Origin of the sequence: Streptococcus gallinaceus (assembly GCF_024170225.1) — a bacterium.
Lineage (GTDB): Bacteria > Bacillota > Bacilli > Lactobacillales > Streptococcaceae > Streptococcus > Streptococcus gallinaceus.
Genome location: NZ_JALJXU010000001.1, coordinates 458892 through 475508, shown reverse-complemented (window position 1 = coordinate 475508; position 16617 = coordinate 458892). Strand labels below are relative to the sequence as shown.

At 40.3% G+C, this 16617-nt stretch carries 17 protein-coding genes, 4 pseudogenes, 1 riboswitch and 1 other annotated feature; all 21 genes and pseudogenes read right to left on the bottom strand.

Going from position 1 to position 16617, the window contains the following annotated elements; genetic code table 11:
* Positions 1-522 (bottom strand): annotated as a pseudogene (locus J2T50_RS02415) (VirB4-like conjugal transfer ATPase, CD1110 family); the annotation flags it as partial.
* Complete coding sequence (locus tag J2T50_RS02410) at positions 479-832, bottom strand: PrgI family protein (RefSeq protein ID WP_014636633.1); 354 nt, start codon at positions 830-832, stop codon at positions 479-481. The pseudogene J2T50_RS02415 and the gene J2T50_RS02410, both read right to left, overlap by 44 nt.
* Positions 833-1073: 241 nt before the next feature.
* A complete protein-coding gene (locus J2T50_RS02405; RefSeq protein WP_253363265.1) occupies positions 1074-1928 on the bottom strand; it encodes a VirB6/TrbL-like conjugal transfer protein, CD1112 family in 855 nt (284 codons plus the stop codon).
* An 18-nt stretch (positions 1929-1946) separates the two neighbouring features.
* Positions 1947-2189, bottom strand: coding sequence for a hypothetical protein (locus J2T50_RS02400; protein WP_001072182.1), 243 nt, complete (start codon positions 2187-2189; stop codon positions 1947-1949).
* A 17-nt stretch (positions 2190-2206) separates the two neighbouring features.
* Positions 2207-2746: pseudogene (locus J2T50_RS02395) on the bottom strand (type IV secretory system conjugative DNA transfer family protein); the annotation flags it as partial.
* A gap of 103 nt (positions 2747-2849) precedes the next feature.
* Positions 2850-4760: a group II intron reverse transcriptase/maturase gene (ltrA, locus tag J2T50_RS02390; protein ID WP_253363263.1), complete on the bottom strand. Its 1911-nt coding sequence runs from the start codon at positions 4758-4760 to the stop codon at positions 2850-2852.
* A gap of 807 nt (positions 4761-5567) precedes the next feature.
* Positions 5568-6842 (bottom strand): annotated as a pseudogene (locus J2T50_RS02385) (VirD4-like conjugal transfer protein, CD1115 family); the annotation flags it as partial.
* Positions 6842-7329, bottom strand: a pseudogene (locus tag J2T50_RS02380) (hypothetical protein). The pseudogenes J2T50_RS02380 and J2T50_RS02385, both read right to left, overlap by 1 nt.
* A gap of 76 nt (positions 7330-7405) precedes the next feature.
* Entirely contained in the window at positions 7406-7990 is a 585-nt protein-coding gene (locus J2T50_RS02375) for a CPBP family intramembrane glutamic endopeptidase (RefSeq protein WP_253363261.1), read from the bottom strand.
* A 2-nt stretch (positions 7991-7992) separates the two neighbouring features.
* Entirely contained in the window at positions 7993-8226 is a 234-nt protein-coding gene (locus J2T50_RS02370) for a hypothetical protein (RefSeq protein ID WP_001005705.1), read from the bottom strand.
* An 8-nt stretch (positions 8227-8234) separates the two neighbouring features.
* Positions 8235-8618, bottom strand: coding sequence for a thioredoxin domain-containing protein (locus J2T50_RS02365; RefSeq protein WP_253363259.1), 384 nt, complete (start codon positions 8616-8618; stop codon positions 8235-8237).
* A gap of 10 nt (positions 8619-8628) precedes the next feature.
* Positions 8629-9057 (bottom strand): hypothetical protein, encoded by a 429-nt coding sequence (locus tag J2T50_RS02360; protein ID WP_253363257.1) that lies wholly within the window; start codon positions 9055-9057, stop codon positions 8629-8631.
* Positions 9041-10396: a DNA (cytosine-5-)-methyltransferase gene (gene dcm / locus J2T50_RS02355; protein ID WP_253363255.1), complete on the bottom strand. Its 1356-nt coding sequence runs from the start codon at positions 10394-10396 to the stop codon at positions 9041-9043. The genes J2T50_RS02360 and dcm overlap by 17 nt, the downstream gene beginning before the upstream one ends.
* 148 nt (positions 10397-10544) lie before the next feature.
* Complete coding sequence (locus J2T50_RS02350) at positions 10545-11363, bottom strand: replication initiator protein A (protein WP_253363252.1); 819 nt, start codon at positions 11361-11363, stop codon at positions 10545-10547.
* The gene (locus tag J2T50_RS10525) at positions 11360-11485 is read right to left on the bottom strand and encodes a hypothetical protein (protein WP_301282798.1); all 126 of its coding nucleotides are present in this window, start codon (positions 11483-11485) and stop codon (positions 11360-11362) included. The genes J2T50_RS02350 and J2T50_RS10525 overlap by 4 nt, the downstream gene beginning before the upstream one ends.
* 224 nt (positions 11486-11709) lie before the next feature.
* Positions 11710-12075, bottom strand: coding sequence for a 50S ribosomal protein L7/L12 (rplL, locus tag J2T50_RS02345; RefSeq protein WP_253363251.1), 366 nt, complete (start codon positions 12073-12075; stop codon positions 11710-11712).
* Between the two features lie 66 nt (positions 12076-12141).
* Positions 12142-12636 (bottom strand): 50S ribosomal protein L10, encoded by a 495-nt coding sequence (gene rplJ / locus J2T50_RS02340; RefSeq protein WP_253363249.1) that lies wholly within the window; start codon positions 12634-12636, stop codon positions 12142-12144.
* A gap of 27 nt (positions 12637-12663) precedes the next feature.
* Positions 12664-12801 (bottom strand) — a sequence feature (ribosomal protein L10 leader region).
* A gap of 76 nt (positions 12802-12877) precedes the next feature.
* Positions 12878-13675, bottom strand: coding sequence for a formate/nitrite transporter family protein (locus J2T50_RS02335; RefSeq protein ID WP_253363303.1), 798 nt, complete (start codon positions 13673-13675; stop codon positions 12878-12880).
* A gap of 99 nt (positions 13676-13774) precedes the next feature.
* A complete protein-coding gene (locus tag J2T50_RS02330; protein WP_253363247.1) occupies positions 13775-15046 on the bottom strand; it encodes a nucleobase:cation symporter-2 family protein in 1272 nt (423 codons plus the stop codon).
* Between the two features lies 1 nt (position 15047).
* Positions 15048-15629, bottom strand: coding sequence for a xanthine phosphoribosyltransferase (locus tag J2T50_RS02325; RefSeq protein ID WP_253363245.1), 582 nt, complete (start codon positions 15627-15629; stop codon positions 15048-15050).
* Between the two features lie 92 nt (positions 15630-15721).
* A riboswitch (purine riboswitch) is annotated at positions 15722-15817 on the bottom strand.
* A gap of 206 nt (positions 15818-16023) precedes the next feature.
* A complete protein-coding gene (yihA, locus tag J2T50_RS02320) occupies positions 16024-16611 on the bottom strand; it encodes a ribosome biogenesis GTP-binding protein YihA/YsxC (protein ID WP_253363243.1) in 588 nt (195 codons plus the stop codon).
* Positions 16612-16617 lie beyond the last annotated feature (6 nt).

Genomic DNA, 16617 nt, shown 5'->3' with positions numbered 1-16617 from the left:
GCCACTCTTGAAATATTCCCCAATTTGCGACAGAGAACGAAAAGCTAGTTTTGGTGTTTGGTCGCTCTTGCCAAATGAAAGAAACTTGACAGCTGAAAAGTTGTTCTCACCCGCCTCTAAGTTGGCATCCATCATGCGATTTAATTCATCACGATAAGCATCATACCCATCTTCCTGTAAGGGATAGAGAATACTCTTACGGAATTTTTCCAGATTAACTTTTTGATTGAAAATAGTCAGTTGGAAATTAGTCTTATCATCCAGTGAATTGATTAAATCGGAATATTTCTCAACAATCGCTCCCTTATCATCTAAGCCTACCGTTTGATAATTGACATCACCTAAAAGATAGGTTTGTGAGAAATAGCTTGGACTGACTTGCATAAGTCCATTCTGAAAAAGCCCTTGATAGGCTAACGTATTTACGGTAGAAGGTCTAATCTCCTGCTTCTGTGTTTTCGTCTTTTGCTTTTTGTCATTAGAAGAGGTCTTTGGTTTCATTGAGTGTTTTAATTTTTTCACGTTGGTCTCCTTTTCTTCCAGTAAATGTACGATCTGGCACCGTTAGTTCATAATGAAAACGGTACTTGAGATAGGTTTCAAATGGTAAATCATTAGGGCGATAGACCCCAAATAACATGAGTGGAATGGTAAAGCTAAAAACAAAACCATAGACAAACCAATCCCCAAATTGCCAGTAAAATAGGTTCAAGCCCAATACCAAAATGGTTATGGCGACGGCTGGAAATACAAAAATAACCTGTCTAGTTGTAAATCCTAACCATGCCCTGTGTTGAACCTTTGAAATGTCCTTAAAGACACGAGTGTTCATAAATAATTGCTCCTTCTTTGATAAAAGGACTAAGATGAAAATCTCAGTCCAGTTTGAATTGCTTCATGATTTTGACGCAGTAGACGTCTGAACTCTCTACGCTAGTTCCTAGCTATGACAGTTCTAGTCGTCCTTGCGGAGGTAGGACGACGTAATCGACTGCAAAGCAGTACTTTGTTCCTCTTCGATTTCCAAGGAACAACCTTAAACAGTCCACTGGACTGTTTAAGCTATCCTACTCTCACATCCCCAAAATACTTCGGGCGGTTCGTTGACTGCCAACTAAGGCAATGATTAACAAGATGGCCTGTACCAAGCCACCAAACATAATGGCGAGTGATTCCATAACTCCAGCTCCATTTGATACGGCAATCTTTCCGGCCGATTCAAACAAGGGAACAAGAGATACAATTAAAAAAATCAAAATACCTTGAACGGCATAGACCATGATGTTCTTAAGGTAGCCAATCCCAACACTTCTCCAGTCATCACTAAGGAAGGTTGGAATGGTAACAGGGGCAAAAGGTATCATCAGATAGAGTTGAATAAAGCGAATGGTAATCAAGATATTGACAACCATGATACTGGCCATTCGTACCAACCAAATGAGAATCGCAAAAAAGCCAATAATCATTTTTCCTACAATTCCAGAGCCCTTGATGCCTGAGATGGTATCGTAATTAGCACCACCAGTCGTGACAAGCCCTGCCACTTGTTCAATAACATAAGAGGCAATGGCAATAATGGCTTCCACAATAACCGTCGTATTGGTAATCACAACCGCGACCATGATGTAGCTGACAATCATAGATGCCATAGCTTCAAAGGTCATTGCACCACCTGAGTTTGCGATTTTCTTGGCCATTTTTGAAAATTCAAGTACGAGAACAACCGCAAGAATAGCTACTCCTAAGGGCTGCATAATCCCCTTGGTAATGGCCGTCATGTAAGACCATACCGTCAGATTAAAGTCCGCTAGTGACTTAACCAAGTTGGCGGTTGATTCTAAATCCACTTGAAAACCTTCAAAAAGGCTATCGCTAGATACTTTTTCAGAGGCTAGAAATACAAAAGGTGACGTAAAATTCATCATCATGTCATGTTCTGACCTCCTCTAAATGGTAATCTGTGTCACAAAAGCACCTGCGGCTCCCACCATGACACCACCAACAATTTCTAGAATGGCATTTCGGACACCTGGCCCACCATCTTTAATGTTGGTTGAAAGGTTGATAATACCCATGACAACAAGAAAGGCTCCTACTGCAATTAAGCCTTTTTGTAATAGAGACATGGCTTGGGAGAACATGGAGCTGGCGTCCACTCCGTAAACAAAGCCTGTTAGTTTTTGATTCATATTTTTCCTCATTTCTATTAATGTAGTGACGTTTCTGTGCTTAAATCCCTTATTGTATGCCCTGACAAATCTAGCTCTTCCTCAGCGGTTAAGGGATTGATGCGATAGTGCCACCAGCGTTCATCAGATTCCTTATCCGCAAGCCATTTCCAATTCTTATGTTTGAGTGGAAAATATTTCTTAGCTCTAAATACAGGCACTCCTGCAATGCGTACGAGGCACTCATCTCTTTTCATATTTCCGACTTCATCAGCCGTCATCAAGTCACGGGCAATTTTCTGGTGAGAGGTCGAACTTGAACCCGTCTGCCCAAAAGAACGACTGGTGCTTCTGACATCAACGGTCTGTTTGCCTAAAAGACCACTCATGAATTTGAAAGTTTCCTCGTCATTCCCACCCAAATAGAGGAGACTGTCACAGTTCCCCAGAATAGTTTTCCAAGCCTCTTTTTCCTTATAAAGTCCTTGGAGTTGGGCGATATTTTGCAAGATTGGTACTAGACTCATATTCCTAGAGCGAAGTGTTGAGGTTTGTTCGGCAAAGTCTGGGATTTCTCCGAATAGCGATAGGTAAGCATCTGGTGTTACCACCTCGGGCTTTTCCCCCGCTCCACACCGTGCGTGATAGTTTCCCATCACACGGCGTTCCACCGACTAAATCTTACTTTTTAGTGCCTATATAGTCCTCGAATTGTATCATTTCTAGCTCCCTATATTCTCGAAGCTTATTGATTTTATCTTGCATTTCTTTGGTCAACGGTAGGTTTTTGAGTGTCTTACTTATTTTGTCGCTGTTTACAGCTCCTACCAAATCCGATACTTCTTTTGAGAGAATAATTAAATTCCTGTAAGTATCGTTTCTTTCTCCTTTGCAAGGCTTGATGTGTTCACAGACCATATCCACAATGGTCAAAGCATTATGCGTAACAGCACATTTACCTTTTTGTGCTATATACCTTGAAAGAGCATTATCTGCCATCTCTAATGTAGGATAGAGATGAGCATTTTCCATCATATACTTCATAACTTCAAAGCTGATACAGTTTTCAGCGTCTGAGTATTTCCTCACATATTTGTTGACTTCACGTCTTTTATATTTTGGATATTCATAAGATACATATCCGACAGGAACAATCATGCGACCATTTATCCATCTACATTGTTTGGACTTTCCGTACTTATCCAAGATGTATTTGCTTGTCATTTCACCTTGTTTCTCTATGGGAAAGCATCGTTTGTTATGATTCATTCCATTACTTTTCCCCGTAGCCTTAAAGGCTATCTCAGCAAAATCGGCTGATACAAGCGTTGCCATACAGTAATAATTGTGCATTCCCATTACCATAGAGTTGTAAAGACTTATATTTTTATCTAATTCACTTTGTTTGCTTGGATTTTTGATATTTTTCCAAACAGAACTTAGCTTACTGATAGCCCTTGCTTTACTCTTGTCTGCCATATGAGAACGAATAATCCATTTATTCCCTTTTGGTACTACCTTGAATTTTATTCCAAGAAAAGTCGTGTAGTTCTTTCTAAGGTTTGTAATTCCTGATTTTTCATCACTTGTCTGCAAATGCAGATTTTCAGCCAACCATAGCTTCGTAGCCTTCATTACCTTGACAGCTGTCGCATAATCTCTGCAAAAAATCTTGAAGTCATCCGCATATCTAGTAATATACATTTCTTTCAATCCTGTTTTTGCTCTGAGCTTGTTCCATTTCTGCGTTCGGTCTATTGTGAGTATGTTTCCCTCATTATCAACCTTTGTAAACTCGTAACCTGTGCTTCCCTCTTTGATTTTGAACATTTCCCACTGATTAGCAACCCACCAGTCCAGTTCATTCAACACTACATTAGCTAGTAGCGGAGATAGAATGCCACCTTGAGGTGTGCCTGTTTCTGGTGTGATGACGATATCTTTGAACAGAATATCTGCTTTTAACATTTGCTTGATTATCATAATCAGCTTTCTGTCCTGTACTCCCAATCCCCATAACTGACGGATAAGTTTTGAGTGGTCAATATTATCAAAGAAGCCTGTGATGTCCACATCTACAACAAAGTGTAGATTTTGTATTTGTGCCATTTTATAGCACTGTGCTATTGCGTTCTGTGTAGACCTATACGGTCTGAAACCATTGTTTCTTTCGTGAAACTTAGCTTCACAGATTGGCTCTAACACCTGTAAGACACACTGTTGTATCAGTCTGTCCCAGATACTCGGAATTCCAAGGGGTCTTGTCTTTCCATTATCTTTCGGGATTTCTACTCGTCTGACATTCTTTGGTTGATAATAGTTCAACTTGTTTCTGATGGTTTTTATGACCATTTCGATAGGTAATTTCTGTATTTCTACAATCGTTTTACCATCTGTACCAGGAGTTTTACTCCCGTTATTCTTGCAGATATTTCGATATGCAAGTATGATGTTTTGGTCAGAGACAATCATTGGCATAAGCCTATCAAATCTCTTCCCTTTTAGGCTATCTTCATAAAGTTGATATCCTATTCCTTTAGCGTCATACCTTTCTGCATTTCGTTCTACTTTATTTACAATTCGTTTTGCCATAGTAACCAACTCCTTATCGGAGAATGATTTTTTCTTAGTCGCACCACGACAGCTATGAAAATCTCCTTTTGGTGATTACTATATAGACATGAAAGAAAGTTTAGTATCGGCTTGTGGCTATCCCTCCACCGCTTATTATCACGGCTTCAGCGGTACTGTGCCACTACTCTCACAACCACTAATGCACTTATTATAGAAAAAGCTCTTTCTACCCTTTCATTTTCGATACAACTACGGTTCTTTGTCGCTGATACAGTCAGCTCCCGTATCGGTTGCTTTCCACGTTCCACATAACTTAGGACTGTTACCACTTAGGTCATTCCTTTAGCCCTGCAAGTATTATCTTCAAGAATTTCTCAAGATACCTGTGTCCTGTAAACACAGAGGGTATTTCATACTAACAACTTTTACTTTACCCCACTTGCGTACCCGCTGGTACACTGGCATTTCTACCAGCCATTCGTTTAGAGCCGTACATTCGGAATTTTGTCAGACCGCCTATTTGGTCATTCTAACCATATGGCAACCCCGCCCGCACTGTCACACACAACACCTACCTCTAGGTATCTTTCCTAGTATTTCTACTTTAGGGTGTGCTTCGCACGACTTCTCCGAGCTTATAACCTTAGTCGTCTGTATTCAACTAACGCTATTCGAAGTATTAGCGAATTCCCTTCAGGACGTTACCCCTTCATTTGAAATTTCAGTTATGCAGTTCTCTAAAACCACATTATTAAATTATTTGTGACTTTAGGCTACGCATTTGTCGGTTATTCCTACCGCTTTGGGCGTAGAACGTGTCACACCATTCGCAAACTCATCCAGATAACTTCTCACATGAATAGGCAATTGCCCTTTAAAGTCCACGTCAGCCTGTCTGGTCAAAGTGGAGAAAACCGTAGAGAAAAATAAAGCAGATAGGAAACGAAAGGTCGTATCATTGTCTGGAATAACAAGATAGACCATGGTCTTTTGAGTGCCCCACGTTTTCAAATCCATAGTGTCTCTTTGCGTCAAATCAATCACTGATTGGATATTAAAAAGGGCAAATTTAGCTGTTGTGACCGCAATCACCGAATCCAACGTCTTATCTTTATAGTTTTGAAAATCTGCCCAATTTCGCATGGTAAAGTTTTCGTGACCATATTTCTTAGCATAGTCTTCAAACAAGACTTCAAGAACACTTTTGTCCTGATTGTCTCCCTTTGATAAGAGTTTGATGAGTTTCCCAATCTCAGAAAAGGCTGGATAACGGCCACGCTTACGTCTTGCTTCCTGCTCTTGCTTGGAACTTCCTGGAGAATTGTAAAAATCCACCAAATAAGAGGCAATCGCTCTCACCAATGTCATGGAAGCCTCGTCCCAAAATGGATCACTGCGAGAACCATTTCCCTTGGTATTGTTAAAATAGACCGTTAACATGCGGTTCAAATCATTCTCTGTTTCCACATAACGAAAAGGATTAAAACCATCTGAATTGGTCATATTAACCAGGTCTAAAACCTTAACCTGATAACCGTTTTCTAAAAAGAGTTTTCCTGTCTTCTCAGCCAAATGGTCTTTAGGATCTACGACAATATTGGAACAGTTAAGTTGGATAAGGTTGGGTTTCACAAAGCGAAAGGTCTTACCTGCCCCAGAACCCCCAATAACAATCAAGTTTTTATTTCGGTCAAACTGGGGCTTCTTCTTTTCCAATAAGGTCAGACGTACATCACGAGCTAAAATCGTGTCATTGAAAGGATTCTTACTGTAAAAGTTCCGCTTTTCCTTACTGGTTCCAAATCGTGCAGAACCATATTCTTCCCCTTCTCGATAGACCTTCTGTCCTGTTGAAACATAAAGATAGACTAACATCATCGTTAGAACCCCAAGGATAAAGGCAAGAAGAGACTTTTGAGTAAAAGTAAAAAGCCATAAAGGACTGAAAACCTGATTTAACCCCTCACCTAAGAGGTAGGCAAAACGTTCCATAGGTGGGGCATTGGTTAAACTACCATAGAGTAGGGTTAGACGATGGCAGAAATAGCCAAAGGCGAGACCCAAGAGTCCAAAGACAAATGCTTTTTGCCTGGAATACATTACAAGGTCACCTCCTTGGTTTTGACTGCCGAAGGTTCTGTCACTCTAATTTTCTCTTTGGCCAGTTCTATCTCTTGGTCCAAGGTTTTATCAAAGGTTAGACCTTCTAACTTTTCTGGGTTAGACACCAGTTTCTTCACGAGTTCATCCAAGTGATGATCGAGCAAGGTCTTATCCTTGGCATAAAAGTAGAGATAGTCTTTTTGCCAACTAATTGCGATTGGCAGTTTTTCTGACTCCATTAACTCCTTAAATTTCTCCACATCAATTGGCTTATCTAGGATGTCTTTACTAACATTAATCCCTTCAATGACGTAAGGGCTTTGAAGGAGTTCTTCCAGTTTCTGAACTCCAATCTTATAAGCTGAATCTTGTGCCAAGGCTTGCCTAGCTGACCACTCAAGGAGCTTTAAGAGGGTTCCGACTATCAATAAACTACTTCTTTCTACGTATTGCTTGCTTGACGCTCTTGTTGTTCAGATGACATGGTGACCTCCTCTTCTTTGAATTCCCTATCAAACATAAGGTGCTTCCATGATACGGAAGCACTCTTGATTTTGGTATCACAAGAAAGTCAAGACATAAACCAAACTATTCCAAAGTAAATGCAGGGTGATTGCCGTCATACAATCTGTTTTCAATCGTACAACAGCCAAGGTCACCCCAAGACAGCTATACATGAGCAAACTCCCTAACTGAATAGGACCATGAGCTAGAGTAAAGAGAAAACTGGTCACTCCTATTTGTACAAAAGGGAATATCAATTTTTCCCACAGCAGTTGCCTATAAACTACCTCTTCAAGGACACTTGCATTGACCAGAAACAATAAAAAGATAACATGTGGAACTTGTTTTCCTACTTGTACCAATACTGCTTGATTCCTAATCAGAACAGGAAAAAGAAAACTGATGATGACTGCAAAAGCAACCATACACGCAAAACCAAGAAGCAACCATCTTAGGCGATTGCTTAAGGTTATATTTTTTCCTTGAACAGTTTTGTGATGAGTAATCTCTAGACAAGCTACACCTAAAAGAAGCATTTGTAGCAGGATTAAGACCTTAATCGTCATATAGTCATGCAGGTATAAACTCACAAGAAGACCGTTAAGCTGTATGGCTAGATAAAACAACACTATCCTTATCATTGTCACCTCTTAAATAAATCTTCATAATCAATATCTAAGACTAGAACAATACGCTCAACCCACCTTGTCTGTGGCATTAGACGATTGGATTTGTAATGCCGTAATTTTTGATAGAGGCGATTAAACTCACTGGGATAAACATATTGACCTTTGAATACTTTGCGAGCTAGTTCTGCCCAAGTGAGGTCTTTTTCTGCCAGAATGATTTCTAAATTGTCCCAAAATCGTTCATTCATCCTCACACCTACCCTGTCACTTGTTTCATCAGGCTGGCCTGAAACAGCTCTTCTTTTACCTGTCTGGGAAGAAAGGTTCGCACTTCATCTAACCCAATAGCTGGATAGACATGATTCTGACAGACAATGAGAGGCAGACGAAGGTTTTGGTCTGGTTTTTGGAGAATAAGCTGAATCATTTCATTCAAACTTATCGAATATTGACGCTTAAAGCGAAGAAATCGTGGCGACAGTAACTCAAAACAATCCGTGGTTTTGGCAAAGAGTGACAGTATGATGTCACGGTTTACATCACATGCTTTTGTACAACGATAAGTCACACCATAGGTCGTCAAAATAGTTAGTAAATCTTGATTTGTATTGGTATTATTTCCTAGATATACCTCAAGCATAGACTCCTCCTTATAGGGTTAAGCTATTTTCAACTGTTGGTTCAGGAGTTGAGAAATAGCGACTCATATCAATGGGCATCCGTCCTTCACCAAAGCACTTGACCGTCACCAGAGTCGTTAAAATACCATCCTTTCCCCTGGCAGTGTAATTTTGACCAAAGGCACGAAAGACCAGGTGATTGTCTTTCGTCAATAGTGTATCTACACCATTTTTAATATCCCTAGTTTCCAAAAAATCCGAAATCCGATGAAGATTGGATTCGTAGAATAGGGGAGCATTCATCTCTTTGTGGTAATCATCTTCAAAAGTCACCTCAAAGTCACAATCAAAATTGGGGAGCGACAATATCTTTTGTAGTAGCTGATTGGTTTCAACTTGGTGAATACGTTCTTCTAATTCAGTACACTCTAGGATACTTTTCTTATGTAGTAGGTTCATGTTTTTCTTCCTCTTCCATTCTTCTAAATTCTCTGGCAATGGCTTCAATAACTGTGACAGTCACACTATTACCAGCCTGTTTGTATAGTTGGCTCTTACTAGAAACACTTTCTGCTCTTTCATAAGCCCAATCAGGAAAGCCTTGAAGTCTGAAACACTCTCTTGGTGTCAGTCGTCTAATTCTCAGGCGATAGAGTTTTCCGTCTAAGACAATCCCTGTGACTTCATACCACTTATCCTGTCGATATTCCAGAGCAGCAACCACCACTCCCATATTGTCTGAAGTCGTCAGAGTATTGGATATTCCCTTTCCCACACGTCCCCTACGTTTGGTTGAGTCTGGATAAGCCAGATTGACAGAGTCTCCAAGAGTTGCCTTTGCGTACCCTCTTTTTGTGGCTTCCTTGATTTTCAGAAATGGCAGCTCCTCCCTCAGCAGTATCTTTGGCACCTTATCTCCACCTTGCATGGTGGTCAAGGTCGGTGACAAGCCAGAAATGTCAAATACTCTTCCAGTTTGGTCAAAGCTAGTCGGCAGATTTCCTGCGACAACAACCCCGTGTTTGTCTTGGCTTGTTAGGGTAAACATAGGGTCTAAATTGTTCTTATAGCGTCGTCCATGTTGGCGTTTTTCTAGTCTATCTGGTGTTAAGACTGGAATGGCGATTTTAGCTCCCTCTCCTTTACCTCTCGTTAGCGTAGGAGCAAGTCCACTCGTCAGATAGACTTCACCATTCAAACCACGTTTAGAGGGATTGATATTTCCTAACCTTTCAAGATGAGCTGGGCTGTTTTCTCTTCTGAGAGGAAATATGAATCTGGAACGGTATCTTCTAGAATGTCCGATAATAAAGACCCGTTCTCTGTTTTGAGGCACTTGGAAGTCCTTACTGTTAAGCACCTGCCATTCGACATCATACCCCAATTCATCCAGCGTGGAGAGGATTGTGGCGAACGTCCGTCCCTTGTCGTGATTGAGTAGGCCTTTGACGTTTTCCAAAAATAGAAAACGTGGTTTGATTTGTTTGGCCGCTCGAGCAATCTCAAAAAAGAGAGTCCCTCGAGTATCTTCAAATCCCAGTCGTCTTCCTGCGAGTGAAAAAGCTTGGCAAGGAAATCCCCCGCAGATAACCTCCACTTGCCCTCTAAATTGTCTAAAGTCATGGTCTGTGACCTCTTTAATGTCATGGTATTCTATTTCTCCTTCTGTGTTAAACATGGCTTTGTAGGATGTTCTAGCGAATTTATCAATTTCACAAAAGCCCAGGCATTTATGACCCTGTGCTTCCATTCCTAGCCTAAAACCGCCTATCCCAGCAAATAAATCTAAAAATTTCATTTTTCCTCTCTTTCCAAATAAAAAAGAGCCTTACCTTTGTAAAACTCATGCCTATATATAATCATCCATTTCTGGTGCACGGATGATTTCAACAATCAAAATGATGATAGAAATCAGATAGATTCCACCTAGTATCCACCAAATCATCTTAATCACCTCCCTTTACTTCTTGTCGTCTCAGTTGCTTGGTCCATTCTGACAAGACCCCATTAAACACATATTCAGCTATCACTTCCGCTGACCGAGCAAATCGCATATGTTCCAATGCATACCGATAACGGTTACTAAAATAAATCATGGCAACATCACTAGCCGACTGAGATAGACCTGTCTGTCTTAACTGGTCATGAACCAAGCTCCAAATATAGTCTCGATCGTACTTAGTCACGGCATCTACTTTTGGAGTAAAGTTTTCTTCTTGTTTGTCATCTACTAGCTGCCTCTCCTCCTCATCCTCAATAAGGAAATCACTCCCTTCAGTTTCACTACATTTAGTCTCACTTCCTTCAGTCTCACTAGAGGCTGAATTTAAGACCGGCCCCGTCTTTCTTTGAGACCCCCCTGGTGTTTTTTTAACACTAGCCCCGTCTGTATGTAAGACTAGGGTGGGTTCATGTTCTAATTCCCCCAAATAAATTTTATTTGCCATACGACCTTTTTCACTAGAGGACTGTTGGACTTCATCAATTAAGCCATATTCACGTAAGGTTTTCTTGATAGAAAGTAATTTTGACTTTGAACAGCCTAAAAGTGCCATCAGATTTGAATTGGAATAAATCAAGTAAATAGCCCCATCCTCATCAATCCAGCCCTTACTCAAAGACAACTCCAACCGATCTTTTAAAATCGCGTAGGCTACCTTAACCTCCAGCTTCATATCCTTATAACGTTCACTCTCAAACAAAACTTTAGGGAGTTTATAATAACGCTCTGATGTCTGATACTGATTAGCGGTAATACGTTTCATGATTGTCCCTCCAAGACTAAAATTCCAACATTTCCAAATTTATCAAATCGGATTAAACCTTTTTGTTCCATTTCATCAATTAGCTGAGTTGCTTTCTCAATATCAACTCCCAAGATAGCCACGTGATGATTGTTCCTTCTTTTGCATAATTACCTCCAAAACGCAAAAAAAGGGGTAGACAATTTAATGTCTACCCCCGAAAATTTATTAAAACAAAAATCCTGCCAAAGAATTTTTGGCAGGATTTTTGGCAGGAAACCAAATCAATTTATCAGTTTCTATCAATCGCTTATCGCTCTCAAAGACTGGTAAATAGGGATTCCGCAATCTAATTATGATGTGACTCTTATTTAAGAGTAACTGAAGCTCCAGCTTCTTCCAATTTAGCTTTGATTTCTTCAGCTTCAGCTGCAGAAACACCTTCTTTAAGAACAGATGGTGCACCGTCAACAAGAGCTTTAGCTTCTTTAAGACCTTCGCCTGTGATTTCACGTACAACTTTGATAACGCCAACTTTTTTGTCGCCAGCTGCAGTCAATTCAACGTCAAATGAGTCTTTAGCTTCTTCAGCAGCACCACCAGCTGCAGCAACAGCTACAGGAGCAGCTGCAGTTACACCAAATTCTTCTTCGATAGCTTTAACGAGGTCGTTAAGTTCAAGGATTGTAGCTGCTTTAATTTCAGCAATAATGTTTTCAATGTTCAATGCCATTGTGAATTCCTCCAAATTGTTTTTTAATAAATAATTGTTTGCAACCTTAGGCTGCTAATGTACGCATTAAGCTGCGTCTTCTTTTTCTGCAACCGCTTTGACAGCGTATGCAACGTTGCGAACTGGCGCTTGAAGTACAGAAAGGAGCATAGAAAGCATACCTTCGCGGTTTGGCAATGTTGCAAGTGCTTCGATTTCTTCTTTTGAAGAAACTTTACCTTCAACAGCACCACCCTTGATTTCAAGAGCATCAGCAGTTTTTGCAAAATCGTAGATGATTTTAGCTGGAGCAACTGCGTCTTGTGAGAATGCAACTGCAGATGGTCCTACGAACATTTCTGCAAGTCCTTCAAGACCAGCTTTTTCAGCAGCACGACGCAAGATTGAGTTTTTGATAACTTTGTACTCAACTTCTTCACCACGCAAGTTACGACGAAGAACTGTATCTTGTTCAACAGTCAAACCACGCGCGTCAACTACAACGATAGATGTAGCTGCTTTCATTTGCTCAGCAACAGCGTCCACTAATTCGGCTTTTTTAGCAATAATAGCTTCTGACATTTAGTTTACCTCCGTTTTTATTTTGGGATAGGCACAAAAAAATCGCACCTAAACCTAGACACGAAAGTACAATACGTTACAAATTTTTAAGTTACGTTTTGTGCCTCGGTAGGATATTTATGAGTCCAGCTCCCCTACTGTCTTAGGTCGGTTATTCAAAACCTTTATTAGGATATCACATTTATCTAGTCGATGCAAGTATTTTCTTTCAAAAAATAGAAAAAATCGAGAAATTCTCGATTTAATCTACATATTTGTCTTCATTATGGTTAAACCATGCGTAGGAAAGACCGACAATCAGACCACCACCGATGTAATTTCCGATAAAGGCAGCTGTCCACTCACGGAAAATATTTAACCAGCCAAAGTTTTCGACTTGATTTGCAATCACGCTAAATTTCACGATAGAGAATGATGCAAAGTTGGCGATAACGTGTTCTTGTGCCAGATAGACAAAGAGGAATACTGCTGAGATGGCAATCCACATTTTAGCACTTGCGTTATCAATTAACAAGAAGGACAAGATGGCAACATTCACAAAGATATTTGTCAACACACCTTCCAGAATAATAAGTCCACTTGGTCGAGCAAGACGTGCTTTTACTCCACCTGCGATAAAGGACTGAATGTCCAGACTTGCAAATGAACTTGTTCTGGCAAATAGAAATCCGATAATCAAGGCTCCAATTAAGTTAAACAAAGTACAGTAGAGTAAAATAACCAAGGCCTTGTGCCAGGAAATTTTCTTCCAAAAGGTTCCGGCTGTTAAGTACATCATATTTGAGGTTGCTAGCTCTGCATTCAAAAACAGGATATAAATCAATCCCCAAGCAAATAGGAAGGCAAAGGTGAATCGTCCTAAAACCGGATGAACTTGATTGATCTGATCAGCTGCAATGGCTCCTCCAGCAGTTGACATGGTCAAGAAAGCACCAGCAAACATACTACGCAAGGCATATTTGCCTTTATGACGGTCAAATAATGACTCTTTTTTCTCTACTGCCGCTGTCACCTTTTTGTAAAATGTTGATTCCATAATTATCTCCAACTCCTTTTATTGCTTCATTGTATCACACTTTGAAAACGGAAACAATGTCTTTTCAAAAAAACATATACCAAAAGGCATATGTCCTTGTTATTATGCTTGTTGTTTACCATTTAAGACAAGGTTAAGTAGGATTGCACAAACTGTAGCAATGACGATACCATTGGTCAAGAACATCTGAACAGTTGATGGGAAACTTGCAAAAAGATTCGTACCGTTGAATCCAACACCTGCTGAAATAGAGACCGCCGCGATAATGAAATTATGCTCATTACCTGCAAAGTCTACATTATTAAGCATTTGCATCCCTTGAAGAGCTACCATACCAAAAAGAACGAGCATAGCTCCACCAAGAACCGGACTTGGAATCATTTGAGCAAGAGCGCCGAATTTAGGCAAGAGGCCAATGATTACTAAGAAAGCGGCTGTGTAATAGATTGGACGACGTGTTTTAATCCCTGATAATTGTACAAGCCCTACATTTTGCGAGAATCCTGTATAAGGGAAGGTATTGAAAATACCACCGAGAAGAACTGCTAGACCTTCTGAACGGTAACCGTTACGCAGACGAGTGCTATCCAACTGGTCATCTGTCAAATCAGAAAGCGCCAAGTAAACACCTGTTGACTCTACCATTGATACTGTCGCAATGATACACATCATCACAATAGAAGTAATTTCAAATTTTGGTGCACCAAAGTAAAATGGCGTTGGGATATGAACCCAAGGAGCATCTGCTACTACTGCCGTATCTACCAAGCCCATGAAACCAGCTAAGATTGTTCCGCCAACCAAGCCGATTAAGATTGAGATGGATTTGATAAATCCTGTTGCAAATTTTTGTACCAAGAGGATGATGAGAACGGTAGTCAAAGCCAAAATGACACTTTGTGCTGTTGGTGACTCAGCATTGTTTCCCATATTTCCCATAGCTACTGGAATCAAGGTTAATCCAATTGTTGTAATAACCGAACCTGTTACAATCGGTGGGAACAATTCAGCAATTTTTGAGAAAACTCCCGCAACCACAATCACGTAGATACCAGAAGCAATCAAGGCACCAAACATAGCACCTGAGCCTTGATTAGCACCGATGATTGAAAGTGGAGCAACTGACTGGAAGGCACAGCCAAGCACGACTGGAAGACCAATACCGAATTGTTTGCGCAATTGCAATTGTAAGAAGGTCGCAATCCCACACATGAAAATATCCGTGGAGATCAAATAAGTTAATTCTTTGGCTGAATAACCCAGTGCTCCGGCAATCATGATCGGTACCAAGATGGAGCCAGCATACATGGACAAGAGGTGTTGTAGGCCTAAGATGGCCGATTGAGAATGTGAATGTTCTTGTTGTTGTGACATATTAAGCATCCGCCTCCGTAAATACTACTGTGTTGTCTTTGAACTCTTGGATACGTGCAAGCGATGTAACGGGAACACCTGCTTCTTCAAGCAAAGCGCGACCTGTTTGGAATGACTTTTCAATGACAATTCCAACACCGGCGACCGTAGCACCTGCTTGTTGGATAATCTCAAGCAATCCTTTAGCAGCTTGCCCATTTGCCAAAAAGTCATCCACGATTAGAACGACATCATCTTCTTGCAAGAACTTACCGGCAATAGAAACGGTACTTGTCACTTGTTTGGTGAAAGAATAAACTTCCGCTGTCAGAATGCCTTCTGTCATAGTGATGTTTTTATGCTTTTTAGCAAAAATCATGGGAACATTAAGGGCTTGAGCAGCATAAATCGCTGGGGCAATACCTGATGCTTCAATGGTAACAACCTTTGTTATGCCTGCATACTTGTATTTTTCAGCGAATACTTTACCAATTTCTTGCATCAGCTCAAAATCCACCTGATGGGTCAGAAAACTGTCTACCTTTAGAATTCCTTCGCCTAAGACATTTCCATCTTTCAGGATACGTTCTTCTAATAATTTCATCCTAACTCCTTTGATATGACTGTTATTTTAAAATTTGAAAATCAAAAAAGGCTTGCTGTAAAATGCAAAAAACATTTTACTAGGGAAACCCAAGCAAGCCTTCGCTTACTTATTGTTAGACATTACGGTGTCTTGTAGAAACGACGAGCCAATCCTCGACATAAATAAGTATTTCTTTATCAAATCTAATGCTTATTCATTGTACCACTTTTCAATGATTTTTCAAGTATTTTGCTCCTATTTCTTTACATTTTATCAAAAAAACTTAATTTTATAATTATCAGACATCTTATTCATTCGTTATTTAGACTATTCTCAATCAAGTAAATGAACAAAAAATCCACATTTGAGCAAGAAAAAAGTCGAGAACTTGTCTCAACCCTTTCTAAGTTAATTAGATTTCATCCAAAATCGCTTCCCAAGCTTGGTCAAATCCGTGGCGTGTTTCCGATGAAAAGACAACGAATTTGTCAGACGAATCAAAATCTAGCTTTTTCTTAATAGCCGACTCATGCTTATTCCACTTACCGCGCGGAATCTTATCCGCCTTTGTCGCGACGATGATAACCGGAATTTCATAGTATTTTAGAAATTCGTACATCTGGATATCGTCTGCTGATGGGTCATGGCGCATATCTACTAAGCTGACTACTGCGCGCAAATTGTCTCGACTTGTCAAGTATTCCTCAATCATCTTGCCCCACTTAGCGCGTTCAGACTTGGATACCTTGGCATAGCCGTAACCAGGGACATCCACGAAGCGTAACTTGTCATCAATATTGTAAAAGTTGAGCTGCTGCGTTTTTCCTGGCTTACTTGACGTACGGGCCAAATTTTTACGTCCTAGCAAGGTATTGATAAAAGAGGATTTTCCGACATTCGAGCGCCCAGCTAGAGCAATTTCTGGCATGTCGTCTTGCGGATACTGAGCCTTAGAAACGGCACTGAGCATGATTTCTGCATTATTTGTATTGATTTCCATGCTTCC